The sequence below is a fragment of the Streptomyces sp. NPDC050287 genome (genome assembly GCF_044459385.1).
GTDB lineage: Bacteria > Actinomycetota > Actinomycetes > Streptomycetales > Streptomycetaceae > Streptomyces.
Window position 1 is genome coordinate 408256 of the sequence record NZ_JBITIY010000007.1, and the last position, 17410, is coordinate 425665.

General features: G+C 71.4%; 15 protein-coding genes. 7 read left to right on the top strand and 8 right to left on the bottom strand.

Features of this window, described 5'->3' with window-relative positions; genetic code table 11:
• Positions 1-2 precede the first annotated feature (2 nt).
• The 3 genes from ACIBK3_RS27015 to ACIBK3_RS27025 all read right to left on the bottom strand — a co-directional run bounded on the left by ACIBK3_RS27015 (position 3) and on the right by ACIBK3_RS27025 (position 4058).
• A complete protein-coding gene (locus ACIBK3_RS27015) occupies positions 3-1496 on the bottom strand; it encodes a sugar transferase (RefSeq protein WP_399369581.1) in 1494 nt (497 codons plus the stop codon).
• A gap of 88 nt (positions 1497-1584) precedes the next feature.
• A complete protein-coding gene (locus ACIBK3_RS27020; RefSeq protein ID WP_399369583.1) occupies positions 1585-3471 on the bottom strand; it encodes a DUF4012 domain-containing protein in 1887 nt (628 codons plus the stop codon).
• Positions 3468-4058, bottom strand: a complete 591-nt coding sequence (locus ACIBK3_RS27025; protein ID WP_399369585.1) for a hypothetical protein — start codon at positions 4056-4058, stop codon at positions 3468-3470. The genes ACIBK3_RS27020 and ACIBK3_RS27025 overlap by 4 nt, the downstream gene beginning before the upstream one ends.
• Positions 4059-4318: 260 nt before the next feature.
• On the opposite strand from ACIBK3_RS27025, the gene ACIBK3_RS27030 reads away from it, so the two are divergent.
• The 7 genes from ACIBK3_RS27030 to ACIBK3_RS27060 all read left to right on the top strand — a co-directional run bounded on the left by ACIBK3_RS27030 (position 4319) and on the right by ACIBK3_RS27060 (position 12070).
• Positions 4319-5776, top strand: coding sequence for a polysaccharide biosynthesis tyrosine autokinase (locus ACIBK3_RS27030; protein WP_399369587.1), 1458 nt, complete (start codon positions 4319-4321; stop codon positions 5774-5776).
• Complete coding sequence (locus ACIBK3_RS27035; RefSeq protein ID WP_399369589.1) at positions 5776-6375, top strand: low molecular weight phosphatase family protein; 600 nt, start codon at positions 5776-5778, stop codon at positions 6373-6375. Before ACIBK3_RS27030 ends, ACIBK3_RS27035 begins: the two co-directional genes overlap by 1 nt.
• A 95-nt stretch (positions 6376-6470) precedes the next feature.
• On the top strand, positions 6471-8318 hold the full coding sequence (gene dnaK / locus ACIBK3_RS27040) for a molecular chaperone DnaK (RefSeq protein WP_399369591.1): 1848 nt from the start codon (positions 6471-6473) through the stop codon (positions 8316-8318).
• Positions 8315-8989, top strand: coding sequence for a nucleotide exchange factor GrpE (grpE, locus tag ACIBK3_RS27045; RefSeq protein ID WP_399369593.1), 675 nt, complete (start codon positions 8315-8317; stop codon positions 8987-8989). The genes dnaK and grpE overlap by 4 nt, the downstream gene beginning before the upstream one ends.
• 42 nt (positions 8990-9031) lie before the next feature.
• Positions 9032-10216 carry a molecular chaperone DnaJ gene (gene dnaJ / locus ACIBK3_RS27050; RefSeq protein WP_399369595.1) on the top strand — a complete coding sequence of 395 codons (1185 nt, stop codon included), beginning with the start codon at positions 9032-9034 and terminating at the stop codon, positions 10214-10216.
• Positions 10217-10221: 5 nt separating this feature from the next.
• Positions 10222-10674 carry a heat shock protein transcriptional repressor HspR gene (locus ACIBK3_RS27055; RefSeq protein WP_399370006.1) on the top strand — a complete coding sequence of 151 codons (453 nt, stop codon included), beginning with the start codon at positions 10222-10224 and terminating at the stop codon, positions 10672-10674.
• A gap of 277 nt (positions 10675-10951) precedes the next feature.
• On the top strand, positions 10952-12070 hold the full coding sequence (locus ACIBK3_RS27060) for a sugar ABC transporter substrate-binding protein (RefSeq protein ID WP_399369597.1): 1119 nt from the start codon (positions 10952-10954) through the stop codon (positions 12068-12070).
• Positions 12071-12087: 17 nt separating this feature from the next.
• Here the strand turns inward: ACIBK3_RS27060 and ACIBK3_RS27065 are convergent, their stop codons facing one another.
• The 5 genes from ACIBK3_RS27065 to ACIBK3_RS27085 all read right to left on the bottom strand — a co-directional run bounded on the left by ACIBK3_RS27065 (position 12088) and on the right by ACIBK3_RS27085 (position 17257).
• Positions 12088-13284 (bottom strand): GDSL-type esterase/lipase family protein, encoded by a 1197-nt coding sequence (locus ACIBK3_RS27065; protein WP_399369598.1) that lies wholly within the window; start codon positions 13282-13284, stop codon positions 12088-12090.
• Positions 13281-13850: a TetR/AcrR family transcriptional regulator gene (locus ACIBK3_RS27070; protein ID WP_399369600.1), complete on the bottom strand. Its 570-nt coding sequence runs from the start codon at positions 13848-13850 to the stop codon at positions 13281-13283. The genes ACIBK3_RS27065 and ACIBK3_RS27070 overlap by 4 nt, the downstream gene beginning before the upstream one ends.
• 89 nt (positions 13851-13939) lie before the next feature.
• Positions 13940-14782 carry a transglutaminase domain-containing protein gene (locus tag ACIBK3_RS27075; RefSeq protein ID WP_399369602.1) on the bottom strand — a complete coding sequence of 281 codons (843 nt, stop codon included), beginning with the start codon at positions 14780-14782 and terminating at the stop codon, positions 13940-13942.
• Between the two features lies 1 nt (position 14783).
• Positions 14784-15716: an alpha-E domain-containing protein gene (locus ACIBK3_RS27080; protein WP_399369604.1), complete on the bottom strand. Its 933-nt coding sequence runs from the start codon at positions 15714-15716 to the stop codon at positions 14784-14786.
• On the bottom strand, positions 15713-17257 hold the full coding sequence (locus ACIBK3_RS27085) for a circularly permuted type 2 ATP-grasp protein (RefSeq protein WP_399369606.1): 1545 nt from the start codon (positions 17255-17257) through the stop codon (positions 15713-15715). The genes ACIBK3_RS27080 and ACIBK3_RS27085 overlap by 4 nt, the downstream gene beginning before the upstream one ends.
• Between the last annotated feature and the right edge of the window lie 153 nt (positions 17258-17410).

The following is a 17410-nucleotide window of genomic DNA, read 5'->3' on the forward strand; positions in this document are numbered from 1 at the left end:
GTTCAGTACGCTCCGGTGCCCGCGATGACGGCCCGCACCGTCCGCAGCAGCACTCCGAGGTCCACCGACGGCGACCAGTTGTCCACGTATCCGAGGTCCAGGGCGATCGTCTCGTCCCATGAAAGGTTCGAGCGCCCGCTGACCTGCCACAGGCCGGTGAGGCCCGGCTTGACGGCGAGTCTGCGCAGTTCGACCTCGTTGTAGCGGGCGACCTCGTCGGGCAGCGGCGGACGTGGGCCGACCAGGGACATGTCCCCGCGCACCACGTTGAACAGCTGGGGCAGTTCGTCCAGGGAGCAGCGGCGCAGCAGGCGGCCGGCGCGGGTGATGCGGGGATCACGGCGGATCTTGAACATCCGGCCGTCCTGCTCGTTGGTGCCGGCCAGCTGCTGCCGCAGCCGTTCGGCGTCGACGACCATGGTGCGGAACTTGAGCATGGTGAACGGCGCCCCGCGGCGTCCGACACGGGTCTGCCGGTGCACGACGGGTCCCGGGGAGTCCAGGCGTACGACCAGGGCGACGGCCGCGAACACGGGGACGAGCAGCGCGATGAGCAGCGCCGCGCCCACCCGGTCGGTCACCGACTTCACCGCGGCGGCGAGCCCCCGCCGCAGGGGCGGGGTGACGTTCAGCATGGTGAGTCCGGCCACCGAGAAGACGTCCACCCGGCGCCGGGACACCTCGGTCAGGCCCGGTACGACCACGAGCCGGCGGCCTTCGCCGTGCAGGGCCCAGGACAGCCGGCGCAGGCGCGTTCCGTTCAGGTGCGGTCCCGGTACGACGAGGACCGCGTCCACGCCCAGCCGCCGGGCCGCCTCCAGCACCGCGGTCGAGTCGGCCGTCAGGCGCGGGGGTTCGCAGCTGTCCAGGCGGGCCGCGACGGGGGCCAGCGACTGCGGGTCCTGCTCGCCGATCGGACACACGCCGACGACGACGAACTCGTGCTCGGTCCGCCGCGCGAGGTGCCCGACCAGGTTGTCGACGGCGTCCGCCTCCCCGATCACCAGGGCCCGGTGCACGGCCCGGCCGTCGCGACGCCGGGCGATCAGATGCCGGCGGATCAGCGTGTGCACGAGCGCGCTCGTCGGCGCGGAGGGCAACAGCGCGGTGAGCGCGAGGAGGAACGGGGAGTTCTCGCCCGTCGCCGCCCGGACCACCGCGAGCATGCCGACCATGACCAGCCAGTCGTGCAGCGCGGCGCGCAGAGCGGCGCCCTCACCGAGACGGCCTGCGGCGTAACGGTCCCGCGCGGCGCGCACGAGCAGCCAGGCCACGGCCGCCACCACCGCGACGGTCACGGCCTTCGCGCTGTCGGTCGGAGTGAAGGCCAGGTACGCCGGCACGAGGGCGCCGACCGCGTCACCGAGGACGGCGGCCGGCGCGTACCAGAAGGGTTTTCCGGTGCCGCGTCCGGCCGGTGGCTGTTCGTCGACGACCCGTGTCCACGGCTGCCGTGCCGCCGGTAGCTGGGGAAGGGTCTCCCCGAACAGCCACATGCGCCCTCCAAGTGGGATTAAAGGGTCTGGTCGAGTGTGTACGGCGTTGTGAGCCGAGCCGGGTGCGACGCCGCGCCGGGGCGAACTGTCACCCGATAGGCCCCTGTGCGGTGCCATTCGTTCGGGTGCCGCAGGCGCTGCCCGGCTTCAGCGTGGCCCGCAAGGGCGTCACCAGGGGCTGGCGCAGCAGGACCGGCCTGCCGTCCGCGTGCGGTTCCCACAGGTGCAGCACCAGCGTGCGGCTGGTGCCCGCGGGCAGTTCCAGATCGAGCGTGTACACGGGGTGGCCGCGTTCGGTGCCGGATGCCAGCAGCGCGGTGCGGCCGTCCACGGTGGCGCCGGTGAGGCCGGCTCCGGCTCCGGCGTAGTACGACACCAGCAGCCGGTTGTCGCCCGGCCGGGTGCGGTAGGGCGGGTGGTCCTCCCGCAGCGTGACGTAGCCGGGCAGGCCGGCGGAAGGGGCTCGGTTGGTCAGGGTCGCCGTCACGGTGACCGCGCGCCCGCCGTCGGCGCAGCCGTTCGCCTCCCAGACCAGGCTCCGGTCCAGGTAGTAGTCCAACTTCGAGCCCGCCGCGTTGTTGACCACCAGTCCCGCGAAGGGCCCCGGGGTGTCCGGGAGTGTGCCCGCGTAGGGGCGTGTCTCCAAGAGCCGCTGTTCCCGCGGGTGGGCGCTCCACAGCCGCAGCCGGCCGTCGCGCTGGGCCTCGTGGACGGCGGCGAACAGGGCGGGCAGCCGACGCGTGTCGGCGTACGCGGCGAGCAGGGGTGCGGCGACGGCGCGGGCCGCGTCGACGAAGAAGGCCTTGCGCCGGGTGACGTCGTCGTACCGTGCGTAGCTGGCCCGCTCGGTGAGGTCCAGGATGTTGTCGGCGGTGAGTTGGGTGCCGTCGGCCATGCGGGCGGGGCCGGTGACTCGCAGGAAACGGGCCAGCGTGGCCGGGTCGAGGGCGATCGCTCCGTCCACGCGCTCGCCGGTGTGGTCGCGCCACGCCGCGGCCCAGATGCGGGCGGCGTCGGGGAAGTGGGGGCTGAGGTTGGAGTTGGCCCACACGCGGGTGGGAGCGCTGGCCGCGTAGCGGTCCGCGAACTCGGCGCCCAGATCGATGTTCGCCCGGGCCGCAGCCATCTCGGTGTTGTTGCCGAACCGCTCGAACGACACATGGCCCCGGTCGGTCCGCAGCACCGCGAAGGCGCCGGCGACACCTCCGGTGCCGCGTGCCTCGGCGGTGTTCTGGAACGCGAGGAAGTAGCGGCGTTTCCCCTGGTCGCCCAGGAGGGACGGCAGGACGCGGGCCGCCACGGAGGCGTCGGTCATCGCTGGGGTGAGACGGTCGATCTGCCGCGCGAGGCCGGCCCGGGCCCGGTCGGCCGCCGGCAGCCAGGTGGACCGGGGCAGCCCGTGCACATCGGCCTGTACACGGGTGGCGACATCTGCCGCCCGGACTACGTCCGGCGCGTGTTGCCGCAAGGACTCCAGCGCCCCGGACATCCCGTCGCCGCCGTCCGGTGCCGGCAGGGCGCGCACCAGTGGGGCCAGGACACCGGCGGACAGGCGGTCCGCCGCGGACGCGGCACCCCGCACGGTCCGCAGCGGGCCGCCGACGAAGGGCAGCCGGGCGGCGCAGTACCAGGCCGGGCCTGTGGTGAGGCCGTGGGCCCGCGCGGCGTGGGCCGCCGCGGACCGCACCGCACGCTGCTGTTCCTCGGCCGTGCCGAGTGCCGGTGCGGTGGTCACGGTCCGCCGCAGCGCGTCGAGGTCCTGCTGGGCCGCGAGCAGTTCGGTGCGGGCGAGCCATCCGGTGACCGCGATCCAGGCGGCGCCGGCCAGTGCGAGCGCCGCGACGGCGGGCAGGGCGTACACGAGCGCACGGCGAAGGACGGGCGCCCGGTCGAGGCGGCCCGTCCCCGGCAAACGGACGGCGCCCCGGCCGAAGCCGGGACGCCTGGGTGCCGTACCGGTGTCCCGGTCCGTCATGAACTGCGGCGGCGGCGCACGGCGAGCATCGTGCCACCGCCTGCGGCGATCAGCCCCGCCGCGGCCCCGCCCAGTGCCAGAGCCTTTCCACTGCCCGTGTTCGCGAGGCCCGCGCGCTCGGGCTGCTTGTCGTCGTACGTCGTGGTGTTGGTCGTGGTGTTGACGGGGTCGGCCAGGAGTGCCCGGTCCTTCGTGTGCAGCACCTTGATGTCGACGGCGCACTTCCGGTGGGGATGCCGGGCGATCAGTTCGAAGTGGTGGAACCCCGGCTGGGTGCGCCGGGGGATGGTCACCGTGTCGGTGACCTCTCCGTACCGGTCCGCCGTGAAGGTGCCCAGCACCACGGCGAACGACCTCAGCTCCGCCTCGACACGCTGCCGCGGAGCGAAGCCCGTGCCGTGGAAGCCCAGTCGGCCTCCGGCGTGCACGGTGGTGGCGCTGAGCGTCAGGCAATGGGGCGGTGGCGGGTACGGCGGGGGGTACGGCCCCCCGGACTGCGCGTGGGCTGTCTGCGCCCCTGCCAGCGGCGCGGCGACGAGCACGGCAGCCGATGCCAGCGCGCCTCGCCATCCGGGCGATCTCGTCATGTTCACTCTCCTCCACTCGGTTCAGGCCAGGCGATCGGCCGTCGTCGAGATCTGGATACACGGAAAAAGTGGGATATAGGACTGCCTTCGGCGTGACACGGCCAAGAAGTCCCCGGATGGGCTAGCGGTTGTCCTCACGACGGCCCCGCATGAGGGTGGCTCCCCCGCTCGGTGCGTGCGAGTCCCTATGGTCGGCTGCGTCCACAGGGAACAGAACATCCCAATCCGGGTGGTTCCCTCGGTTCGATGAGGGGTGCAGCTTGGATCTCCACGGCTTCCTGAAAGCTCTCGCGCGACGCTGGCCGACCGTCGCCGTCAGCCTGGTTCTCGCGGTCGGGACGGCGCTCACCGCGACGAGTTTGAGCACCGCCGTCTACGAGGCCAGAACCCAGCTCTTCGTGGCCACCCGCAGCGGGCAGGACACCGCCCAGCTGAGCCTGGGCCAGAGCTTCTCCCAGGCGCGGGTGCAGTCGTACGCCGAGATCGTGACGACCCGGCAGGTGACCGTGCCCGTGGTGAAGGAGCTGGGGCTGCGCACCACGCCGGAGGAGTTGGCGTCCCGGATCACCGCCCAGGCGCCCCTCAACACCGTGCTCATCGACATCACTGTCCGGGATGTCGAGCCCCGGCGTGCCGCGCGGATCGCCAACGCGGTGGCGGAGCGGTTCAGTTCGGTCGTCGAGCGGCTGGAGACGCCCAAGCACCTGCCCGGCTCCAAGCGCAAGAGCCGGACCGGCGCGGAGACCTCCCCCGTCTCCCTGCGTGTCACGCAGGAAGCCGTCGCCCCCGCCGGCCCGGTCTCGCCCCGGCCGCTGCTGAACCTGGGCGCGGGTGTGCTCGCCGGCCTGCTGCTCGGCGCCGGCGTCGTCGCGTTGCGCGAGACGCTCGACACCACGCTCAAGACGGTCGAGACGCTGACCGAGTTCACCGCACTGCCGGGGCTCGCCACCATCCCGTACGACAAGAACGCCCCCAAGCAGCCGCTCGTCGCCGCCGACGGGCACTCCCGGCGCGCCGAGGCCTTCCGCAAGCTGCGCACCAACCTGCAGTTCTCGCAGGTCGACGACCCGCCACGGATCATCGTGGTGACGAGTTCGGTGCCGGGTGAGGGCAAGACCAACACCGCGATCAACCTCGCCCTCTCGCTGGCCGAGGCGGGCGTGGCCACCTGCCTGGTGGACGCGGACCTGCGCCGGCCGTGCGTGGCCCCGGCCTTCGGTCTGGTCCGGGACGCCGGCCTGACCACCGTGCTCATCGGGCAGGCCCGGATCGCCGACGTGACGCAGGAGGTCGCGGGCGGACTGTCGGTGCTGGCCAGCGGCGCGGTACCGCCGAACCCCACCGAGCTGCTCGCCTCGGCGCGCATGGAGGAGGTGCTGAAGGAGCTGGCGGACCTGTACGAGGTGGTGATCGTCGACACCGCGCCGCTGCTGCCGGTCGCGGACACCCTGGGTCTCGCCTCGCTCGCCCAGGGCACGCTGCTCGTCGTCCGTGCCGCCAGGACCAGGCGCGACCAGGTGCGCGCCGCCGCGGAATCGCTGGAGCGGGTGGGCGTGCGCGTCCTCGGTACCGTCTTCAGCATGGCTGCGGTCTCCAAGGGCGGCCGGTACGGCTACCAGAGCTACGGTGAGCTGCCCGCTCCCCGGACGTCGGCGCCCCGTGACGAGGAGGCCATGGCCGCGGGGACCGGTGGAGCAGGCGGGGCCGGCGAGGGGTGATGCGGGTCCTGTTCGTCTGCACCGGCAACGTGCACCGTTCGGCGCTCGCCGAGCGGCTGCTGGCCGCCCGGTTGCCGCGCGGCTCGGCCCTGCGGCCGGAGAGCGCCGGTACGCAGGCCTGGCCGTGCCCGGGCATGGAGGACTCCACCCGGGCGGTGCTGGAGCGGCTGGGCGGCGACGGGTCCGGCTTCGTCTCGCGCCCGCTCACCGCCCCACTCGTCCTGGGATCGGCGCTGGTGCTCGGGCTCGCCGGCGAGCACCGCGAGGCGGCCGTACGCCTCGCGCCGTCGGCGATGCGGCGCTGCTTCACCCTGAAGGAGTTCGTGCGGCTCGCCGGCGGGGAAGCCGACGGGGACGGGCGGCGGCCGGACGGCGCCGGCGACTTCGCCGCGGTGGTCGCGGCCGCCGCCGCCCGCCGGGGGCACGCGGCCCCGGTCCCGGCGGAGGAGGACGACGTCGCGGACCCCCGGGGAAGGTCCTCCGCGGTGCTGTCCGAGTGCGCCCACGAGATCGACGACCTCGTGGGAAGCCTGGTCCGGTTCTGCGGAGACCCGGTAACGGTGCAGGTCGGAGCGGCCTTGCGTATAAGAGATGGATAAGACTTGAGTCTGCTTGACTCAGGTCTGTTGACCGAAGGCTGGGCGTCATGCACACTTGAGTCCGTTCCACTCAAGTCAGCTGGAGGAAGATCACCATGGCACGTGCGGTCGGCATCGACCTGGGCACGACTAACTCCGTCGTCAGCGTTCTGGAGGGCGGCGAGCCCACCGTCATCACCAACGCCGAGGGTGCCAGGACCACGCCGTCCGTCGTCGCCTTTGCCAAGAACGGCGAGGTGCTCGTCGGCGAGGTCGCCAAGCGGCAGGCGGTGACCAACGTGGACCGGACCATCCGGTCGGTGAAGCGTCACATGGGCACCGACTGGAAGATCGAGCTCGACGGGAAGCCCTTCAACCCGCAGCAGATCTCGGCGTTCATCCTGCAGAAGCTCAAGCGGGACGCCGAGTCGTACCTGGGCGAGAAGGTCACGGACGCGGTCATCACCGTCCCGGCGTACTTCAACGACTCCGAGCGCCAGGCGACGAAGGAAGCCGGCGAGATCGCCGGTCTCAACGTCCTGCGCATCGTCAACGAGCCGACCGCGGCGGCGCTCGCGTACGGCCTGGACAAGGACGACCAGACGATCCTCGTCTTCGACCTCGGTGGCGGCACCTTCGACGTGTCCCTGCTGGAGATCGGCGACGGCGTCGTCGAGGTGAAGGCCACCAACGGCGACAACCACCTCGGTGGCGACGACTGGGACCAGCGTGTCGTCGACTACCTGGTGCAGCAGTTCAAGTCCGGTCACGGCGTGGACCTGGCCAAGGACAAGATGGCGCTGCAGCGTCTGCGTGAGGCGGCCGAGAAGGCCAAGATCGAGCTGTCCAGCTCCACCGAGACCTCGATCAACCTGCCCTACATCACGGCGTCCGCCGAGGGCCCGCTGCACCTGGACGAGAAGCTCACCCGCGCCCAGTTCCAGCAGCTGACCGCGGACCTGCTGGAGCGCTGCAAGACGCCGTTCCACAACGTCATCAAGGACGCCGGCATCTCCATCAACGAGATCGACCACGTCGTCCTCGTCGGTGGCTCCACCCGTATGCCCGCCGTCGCCGAGATCGTCAAGGAACTGACGGGCGGCAAGGAGGCCAACAAGGGTGTGAACCCGGACGAGGTCGTCGCCATCGGCGCCTCGCTCCAGGCCGGTGTCCTCAAGGGTGAGGTCAAGGACGTCCTGCTCCTCGACGTGACCCCGCTGTCCCTCGGTATCGAGACCAAGGGCGGCATCATGACCAAGCTGATCGAGCGCAACACCACGATCCCGACGAAGCGTTCGGAGATCTTCACCACGGCCGAGGACAACCAGCCGTCGGTGCAGATCCAGGTCTACCAGGGTGAGCGCGAGATCGCGGCGTACAACAAGAAGCTCGGCATGTTCGAGCTGACCGGTCTGCCGCCGGCGCCCCGCGGCGTCCCGCAGATCGAGGTGTCCTTCGACATCGACGCCAACGGCATCATGCACGTGACCGCGAAGGACCTCGGCACGGGCAAGGAGCAGAAGATGACCGTCACCGGCGGCTCCTCGCTGCCGAAGGACGAGGTCGACCGGATGCGCCAGGAGGCCGAGCAGTACGCGGAGGAGGACCACCGCCGCCGCGAGGCCGCCGAGACCCGCAACCAGGGCGAGCAGCTCGTCTACCAGACGGAGAAGTTCCTCAAGGACAACGAGGACAAGGTCCCCGGCGAGATCAAGACCGAGGTCGAGGCCGCGGTCACCGAGCTGAAGGACGCGCTCAAGGGCGAGGACACAGCTGAGATCCGTACGGCCACCGAGAAGGTCGCCGCGGTCTCGCAGAAGCTCGGCCAGGCCATGTACGCCGACGCCGGGCAGGCCGCCGGCGGCGCCTCCGAGGAGGGTGCCGCCGCCGGTGACACCAAGGCCGACGACGACGTCGTGGACGCCGAGATCGTGGACGACGAGCGCAAGGACGGTGCCGCGTGACGGAGGAGACCCCGGGCTTCGAAGAGAAGCCCGACGTCCCCTCCGGCGCCACCCCCGACGACGCCGAGCCGCAGGCCGCCTCCCCCTCCGCGGAGGAGGGGGCGGCCCCGGCCGGGGACGCAGCAGCACAGACCGCCGGTCTGACGGCCCAGCTGGACCAGGCCCGCAAGGCGCTCGAGGAGCGCACCGCGGACCTCCAGCGGCTCCAGGCCGAGTTCCAGAACTACCGCCGCCGGGTCGAGCGTGACCGGATCGCGGTCAAGGAGATCGCCATCGCGAACCTCCTGACCGAACTCCTGCCCGTGCTCGACGACATCGGCCGCGCCCGGGAGCACGGCGAACTCGTCGGCGGCTTCAAGTCCGTCGCGGAGTCGCTGGAGACCACCGCGGCCAAGATGGGTCTGCAGCAGTTCGGCAAGGAGGGCGAGCCCTTCGACCCGACGATCCACGAGGCGCTGATGCACAGCTACGCGCCGGACGTCACCGAGACGACGTGCGTGGCGATTCTGCAGCCCGGGTACCGGATCGGCGAGCGCACCATCCGCCCCGCGCGGGTGGCCGTGGCCGAACCGCAGCCGGGGGCCCAGACCGTCAAGGCAGACGGGACCGAGGGGACGGACGCGAACACAGAGGGCGACGACAAGGAGAGCGGTGGCCCGGACGAGGGCTGAGCTTGAACCGAGAAGGCCGATAAGGAAGGAGGGGCGTCGGGGATGAGCACCAAGGACTTCATCGAGAAGGACTACTACAAGGTCCTCGGCGTCCCCAAGGACGCCACCGAGGCCGAGATCAAGAAGGCGTACCGGAAGCTCGCCCGCGAGTTCCACCCGGACGCCAACAAGGGAAACGTCAAGGCGGAGGAGCGCTTCAAGGAGATCTCCGAGGCCAACGACATCCTCGGTGACCCCAAGAAGCGCAAGGAGTACGACGAGGCACGCGCCCTGTTCGGAAGCGGCGGCTTCCGTCCCGGGCCGGGCCCGGGCGCCGGCGGTTCCTTCAACTTCGACCTGGGCGACCTCTTCGGAGGCGGCGCCCAGGGCGGCGGGGGAGCCGGCGGCTTCGGCGGCGGACTCGGTGACGTCTTCGGGGGCCTGTTCAACCGGGGCGGCGCGGGCACGGGCACGCGTACGCAGCCCAGGCGCGGCCAGGACATCGAGTCCGAGGTCACCCTCAGCTTCACCGAGGCGATCGAGGGCGCGACGGTCCCGCTGCGCATGTCAAGTCAGCAGCCGTGCAAGGCCTGTTCGGGCACCGGCGACAAGAACGGCAACCCGCGGGTCTGCCCGACCTGCGTCGGCACCGGCCAGGTGGCGCGGGGTTCCGGCGGAGGTTTCTCGCTGACCGATCCCTGCCCGGACTGCAAGGGCCGCGGCCTGATCGCCGAGGACCCCTGCGAGGTCTGCCACGGCAGCGGACGCGCCAAGTCCTCGCGGACCATGCAGGTCCGCATCCCCGCGGGGGTCATGGACAGCCAGCGCATCCGCCTGCGCGGCAAGGGCGCGCCCGGTGAACGCGGCGGTCCCGCGGGCGATCTGTACGTCACCGTGCATGTCGACGCCCACCCGGTCTTCGGCCGCAAGGGCGACAACCTCACGGTGACCGTCCCGGTCACGTTCGCCGAGGCGGCCCTCGGCGGCGAGGTCAGGGTGCCCACCCTGGGCGGACCGCCGGTGACGCTGAAGCTGCCGCCGGGCACGCCCAACGGCCGCACCATGCGCGCCCGCGGGAAGGGCGCGGTCCGCAAGGACGGCACCCGCGGCGACCTGTTGGTCACCGTCGAGGTGAGTGTCCCGAAGGACGTTACGGGGAAGGCTCGTGACGCGCTTGAGGTGTATCGCGAGGCGACCGCGGGTGAGGACCCGCGGGCGGAGCTGTTCCAGGCCGCGAAGGGAGCATGAGTCAGGTGGACGGTCGTCGACGCAACCCGTATGAACTGACCGAGGAAACCCCGGTTTACGTCATCTCGGTGGCGGCCCAGCTGTCCGGCCTGCACCCGCAGACCCTGCGCCAGTACGACCGCCTCGGCCTCGTCTCCCCGGACCGCACCGCCGGCCGGGGCCGCCGCTACTCGGCCCGCGACATCGAACTGCTGCGCCAGGTGCAGCAGTTGTCGCAGGACGAGGGCGTCAACCTGGCCGGCATCAAGCGGATCATCGAGCTGGAGAACCAGGTCGCCGCCCTCCAGTCCCGCGTCGCGGAGCTGCAGGCGGCCCTGGACGGCGCGGCGGCCGCGATGCAGCAGCGCGAGGCGGCGGTGCACGCCTCGTACCGCCGCGACCTGGTCCCGTACCAGGAGGTCCAGCAGACCAGCGCGCTGGTGGTGTGGCGGCCGAAGCGGCAGCAGTCCTCGGACTGACCGCAGCGTGACCGCGTGACCGCGTGACCGCGTGACCACGGACACGTGGGCGTGGCTGGAGCGTGTGAAGGGGCCCGGAGAATCCTCCGGGCCCCTTTGCTGTCCTTCTCCGTCTGCCGACGTTGTCTTCCACCCCGGATGACCCATATCTTCACAGGAACCACACCTTTAACTTTGCTATCTCAATAAGTGATAGCTCCTTGACGGCTCGGTGAAGGCAGCGTTTGCTGCCCTCACCTGGGTCGCGATACGCACCCTCGTTCGGAAGGCACGCGCAGTGAACACCCGTACACGTCGTAGCGGTATCGCAGTCGCCGCAGGTTCCCTCACGCTGTCCCTGAGTGCATGCGGGGCGTTGGGAGTGACCGGAAGCAGCAGCGAGGCGAGCCCGACCAAGGGGAACGACATCACGGTGGGGCTGCTGCTGCCGGAGAAGGCGAACACCCGCTACGACAAGTTCGACCGCCCGAGCATCGAGGCCAAGGTCGCCGAACTCACCGACAAGCAGGGCAAGGTCGATTACGCCAACGCGAACGCGAACGCGAAGACGCAGGCCCAGCAGCTGCAGAAGATGGTCGACGACCAGGTCGACGTCATCATTCTGGACGCCGTCGACGCGCACGCCATAGCCGGCGATGTGAAGAAGGCGAAGGACGCGGGCATCCCCGTCATCGCCTACGACCGCCTCGCCGAGGGCCCGATCGACGCGTACGTCTCCTTCGACAACGAACTGGTCGGCGAGGTCCAGGGCCGCTCCCTCATGGAGGCCCTGGGGTCGGACGTCGACACGTCCTCGAAGATCGTCATGATGAACGGCTCGTCCACCGACCCCAACGCCAAGCAGTTCAAGGCGGGCGCGCTCTCCGAGCTTCAGGGCAAGGTCATCATCTCCCGGTCGTACGACACCGTCGACTGGAAGCCCGCGAACGCCGAGGCCAACATGAAGCAGGCCATCGCGGCGATCGGCGCGCACAACATCGTCGGCGTCTACTCCGCCAACGACGGCATGGCCGGCGGTGTCATCAAGGCCCTGAAGGAGGCCGGTGTCACCAAGCTGCCGCCGGTCACCGGTCAGGACGCCGAACTGGACGCCGTGCAGCGGATCCTCACGGGCGAGCAGTACATGAGCGTGTACAAGTCGTACCCGCAGGAGGCCGAGTCCGCCGCCGAGATGGCCGTGGCGAAGGTCCAGGGCAAGGACATCCAGTTCGAGGCCCTCGCCTCGGAGAGCGTCGACAGCCCCACGGACAAGGGAATCCCGGCGCAACTGGTCCCCGTGGTCGCCCTGACGAAGAGCAACATCAGGAGCACGGTGATCGAGGACGGCATCTACAAGGTGTCCGACATCTGCACCAGCGAGTTCAAGAGCGACTGCGCGGCGGCGAAGCTGAAGTAGCCGACCGGGCCGGCCGGTTACGTGCCCGGCGTGGCAGTCCCGGCAGTCCTGGCGCTGTCGGCGAAGGCGCCCTTCGTGAAGGCCAGTTCGGCGAAGCGTTCGCCGATGCGGCGGTGGGTGGCGGCGTCCGGGTGCAGGTTGTCGGGCAGCGGCAGCTCGGCGTGGTCCCGTTCGCCGTAGAGCTCGCGGCCGTCGAGGTGGTGCAGGTTCGGGTCGTCGGCCGATCGCTGGGTGACGATCCGGGCCAGTTCGTCCCGGATGACGCCGAGGGTGAGCTTGCCGCTCGCCCGTTCCGCCGGGTCGCCCATCGCCTGGAACCGCAGCTGTCCGGTGCTCAGGGAGCTGAAGTCCGGGGCGCTGGGGCCGGGGGTGTCCTCGTGGATGGGGCACAGGATCGGCGAGACGACCAGCAGCGGGGTGCTGGGGTGCCCCTCGCGGATGGTGTCGAGGAAGCCGTGGACGGCCGGGGTGAAGGCGCGCAGCCGCATCAGGTCGGCGTTGACCAGGTTGATGCCGATCTTGACGCTGATCAGGTCGGCCGGGGTGTCCCGCAGGGTCCGGGCGGTGAACGGGTCGAGCAGGGCGCTGCCGCCCAGTCCCAGGTTGATCAGCTCGACCCCGCCCAGGTGCGCGGCGAGCGCCGGCCAGGTGGTGGTGGGGCCCGCCGCGTCCGAGCCGTGGCTGATTGAGCTGCCGTGGTGCAGCCAGACCGGGCGGCCCGGGTCGGGGGCGGGTCCGACGGGGGCGTCGGTGCGCAGGGCGAGAAGTTCGGTGGTCTCGTTGTGCGGCAGCCAGATCTCGACGGTCTTGTCGGTCTGGGGCAGGCCGGTGAAGAGGAGGGTGCCGGGCGGGCCGGACCGGTGCTCGGCGGTTCCGGCGGTCATGTCGATGGTGAGGGTGTCGCCGCCGGTCACGCTGCCCCGGCCGGCCGGGCGGCCGTCGACGAGCAGCTCGTACACGCCGTCCGGGCGGGGCGGGGCGCCTACGTAGACCCGCTTGGTGGGGCGGGTGTCCAGCTCGACGGCGGTGGCCCGGGTGCGGAAGGCCAGCCGTACGCCGGAGGGCTGGGACTCGGCCATGGCCAGCTGTGGGTCGGCGTACTGGGCGCGGGCCCAGGCGGGCAGCCGGTGGGGGAGCAGACCGTGCTCGGTGCGCTCGACGTCGAGGGCGCCGCGCAGCAGGTCCGCGGTGAGGGCAGTGGTGATCCAGGTCATGGGGTGGGCCAGTTCCGTAGCAGGGAGTCGAGGGCGTCCAGGATCCGCGTCCAGCTCTCCTGGCTGTCCGGGGCGCTGTGGCTGAAACCGCCCGCCAGTTCCAGGCTGACGTAGCCGTGGAAGACGCTGCCGAGCAGCCGGACCGCGTGGGTCTGGTCCGGCTCGGTCAGGTCGTAGCCGCGCAGGATCGCCCGGGTCATGTGGGCGTGCCTGGGGCCGGCGCTGTCGGCGGCCGCCTGCGGGCTGAGCGGGAAGCGGGTCGCCGCGTAGCGCCCGGGGTGTTCGCGGGCGTAGTCGCGGTAGACGTCGGCCAGCGCGGTCAGGGCGTCCTTGCCGGCCCGTCCGGCCAGCGCGGCGGCGCCCCGGTCGGCGAGCTCCTCCAGGGCGAGCAGGGCGATCCGGGTCTTCAGGTCCTCGGAGTTGCGGACGTGCGAGTACAGGCTCGCGACCCTGACGTCGAACCGCCGGGCCAGCTCCGAGACGGTGACCTGTTCGAACCCGACCTCGTCGGCCAGTTCGGCCCCCGCCCGCGTCAGCCGCTCGGCGGTCAGTCCTGCGCGCACCATGAACGTCCTCCTGTTTACCTGAAGCCATAGTGCATCTTCCTAAAGGCTTTAGGCAAACGGAGGTCCTGTTCAGCTCTCTGCGACTCGTTTCACGCCACCCGCGTGAACTCCACCGTCACCTCCGGAAGGCCGCCCGCCACGCCCCGGTAGATGCCCTTGTGCGGGGTGACGTCGTCGTAGTCGCGGCCCCGGCCGACGACCACGTGGGAGTCGTCGGCGCGGGTGCGGTTGGTGGGGTCGTAGCCGCACCAGTCGCCCGCCCAGTACTCGACCCACGCGTGGCTCTGCCCGGCGACCGGCCGGTGCAGCTCCGCCTCCCGCTCGGGGTGGAGGTAGCCGGAGACATAGCGGGTCGGCAGGCCCAGGCCCCGCAGCAGGGCGAGGGTGACATGGGCGATGTCCTGGCAGACGCCCGCACCCTGCTCCCACGCCTCGGCGGCGGAGGTGGTCACGCCGGTGGAGCCGGGGAGGTAGGAGACCCGGTCGGCGACCAGGGCCGACACGACGGCGGCGGTCTCGTGCGGGTCGAGGCCGGCCGACGCGTCCCTCGCCCGCTCCACCAGTTCGGCGGAGAGCTTCGTACGGGGCGTGTCACCCGCGAACTCCAGCAGGCGGGAGCGTGCGGTGTGGGCGGCGATTTCCGGCCAGTCGGGTGTCTGCGGGAGCGGGTCCGGGGTGTGGGTCTCGACCAGGCTGGAGGCGGTGATCGTGAGGTCGGCGTGCGGGTCCATCAGGTCGAAGCCGGTGACCTGGGTGCCCCAGTAGTCCCAGTACGACCAGGTGGTGGCCGTCGGGCTGACGGTGACCCGGGAGTCCAGGGTGGTCTGGCGGGGCAGCGTCAGCGGGGTCATGCGGACCTCGTTGTGCGAGGAGACCGCGGCCTGGGCGTAGGAGACGTGGGTGACGTGCCGGATGCGGAGGCGACGAGCCATCTCAGGCTCCTTCCTGGGCCCACTCGACGGGCCCCCGGTAGGGGAAGAACCGCTCCGCCACTCCCTCGGCGGACGCCATGCAGGACTGCTGCAGGTCCCGCAGGAGGTCCGGCAGCTGGTCCTCCAGGGCCTGCGAGTCGAGGTACTCCAGGCGGGTGCGCATCCGGCCGATCGGGCGGCGCGCCGGGTCCTGGCGGGGCCGGCCGAGGGCGGCCAGGCACTCCTCGGCGGTGGTCAGCGCGTGCAGGGCCGAGCGCGGGAAGTAGCGGTCGAGGAGCAGGAACTCGGCCACCCGCGGGGTGTCGCCGAAGCCGCCGTACACCCGCGCGTACGCCTCGTCGGCGCCGGACGCGCTGAGCAGCGTCGGCCAGTCGGGGGCGTGGGCGGCGTCCAGCACCCGTACCGACAGCAGCCGTACGGTCATGTCCACCCGCTCCAGGCTGCGGCCCAGGACGACGAAACGCCAGCTGTCGTCCCGGCTCATGGTGGAGTCCGCGAGCCCGAAGAAGAGGGCGGCGCGGCGGCGTACGAGTTCGAGGTAGCCGTAGGGGCCCGTACGGCGGGCCGCGAGACGCTGGTCGGCGAGGGCGTGCCAGGTGGAGTTGAGGCACTCCCACATCTCCGACGACACCGCCTCACGGGCGCTGCGCGCGTTCAGCCGGGCGGCGCTCAGCGCGCCGTCGATCGCGCCGGTCGAAAGGGCGTCGAAGGCCAGCTGGTCCAGCACCTGCTGCATGTCGACGGGCTCGTCGCCCGCGTCGACGCCGAGGATCGCGTACAGCGACCGGCAGGCCACGTCCTCGTCGCGCCAGGGGTCCTCCAGCATGCGGTGCAGGTAGGCGTCGAGGATGCGGCCGGTGGCGTCCGCCCGCTCGACATACCGGCCGGTCCAGGTCAGGGCCTCGGCTATCCGGGAGAGAATCACGTCGCTCATTGCTGCTGCGCCCCTTCCTGTACGACGGCGGGGACGCCGTCGGGTCCCAGCTGGCGCGGGGCCACCGCGGGCAGCGCGCCGGCCTTGACCGGAGCGGGCCGCTGCGCGGGTCCCTCGGCGAGCACCCAGGTGTCCTTGGAGCCGCCGCCCTGGCTGGAGTTGACGATCAAGTTGCCTTCCTGGAGGGCGACCCGGGTCAGGCCGCCCGGCAGCACCCACACCTCGTTGCCGTCGTTGACGGCGAAGGGACGCAGGTCGATGTGGCGCGGTGCCATGCGTTCCCCCGCGAGAGTGGGCGAGGTGGACAGGGCGACCGGGCGCTGGGCGATGAAGCCGCGGGGGTCGGCGATGACGGCCGCACGGGTGCGTTCGAGGGTCTCGCGGTCGGCCTTCGGGCCGATGACGATGCCCTGGCCGCCGGCCCCGTCGACGGGCTTGATGACCAGCTGGTCGATCTGGTCGAGGACCGCCTCCAGCTGACCTGGCTCGTCCGGTCGGAACGACTCCACGTTGGGGAGAATCGGTTCCTCGGAGAGGTAGTAGCGGATCAGGTCCGGGACGTACGTGTACAGCAGCTTGTCGTCCGCGATGCCGTTGCCGACCGCGTTCGCGAGGGTGACGTTGCCCGCGAGGGCGGCGCCCATGATGCCGGGGCAGCCGATCACCGAGTCCGGGCGGAAGTGCAGCGGATCGAGGAAGTCGTCGTCGAGGCGCCGGTATACGACATGGACGGGCACCTCGCCCCGGGTGGTGCGCATCCACACCCGGTTGCCCCGGCAGACCAGGTCGTGCCCCTCGACCAGTTGCACCCCCATCAGCCGGGCCAGCAGGGCGTGTTCGAAGTAGGCCGCGTTGCTCGGCCCCGGCGTCAGCACGACCACCCGCGGATCCTGGGCGCCGTCCGGCGCGGCGGCACGCAGGGCGGCGAGCAGCCGGTGACAGTAGCCGTCGACCGGCAGGACGTGCTGCTCGGCGAAGAGCGAGGGGAACACCCGGGTCATCGCCCGCCGGTTCTCGATGACGTACGAGACCCCGCTGGGCACCCGCACGTTGTCCTCCAGGACCCGGAAGTCCCCGGCCTCGTCCCGGACGAGATCGATGCCGGCGACATGGATGCGGACGCCGCCCGGCGGCTCGACGCCGTGGGCCGCGCGGTGGAAGTGGGGCGAGTTGAGCAGCAGCCGCCAGGGCACGACCCCGTCCTCGAAGGCACGGGCGGGTCCGTAGGCGTCGGCGAGATAGGCCTCCAGGGCCCTGACTCTCTGGCTGACCCCCCGTTGTATGAGATCCCATTCGAGGGCGTCCAGGATCCTCGGCACGAGGTCCAGCGGCCAGGGCCGTTCCTCGCCCGCGAAGGCGTAGGTCACGCCCCGGTCGGTGAACGCCCGGGTCATCTGGTCCGCCCGGAAGCGCAGTTCACTCGGCTCGATCGGCTGCAGCGCCGTCAGTACCGGCTCATAGGCGGTCCTGACCTCACCCGGCCGCTCAAACATCTCGTCCCACGCGTCGGCCAACGCGTATGCGTCAAATATGTCCGCCATGGCCTGACGTTAAGTGCGCTTCGTAACGTGGCGATCACTCGGGCATTTCCGCCAGCTCACGCGCGGAACGGCGGGGTCCGGGTGCGGAGGACGGGCCCGGCTTGCGGGGGAGCCGTGGAGGTTGCCGGAGTCCGGCCCCGGCAGGCGGGCGGG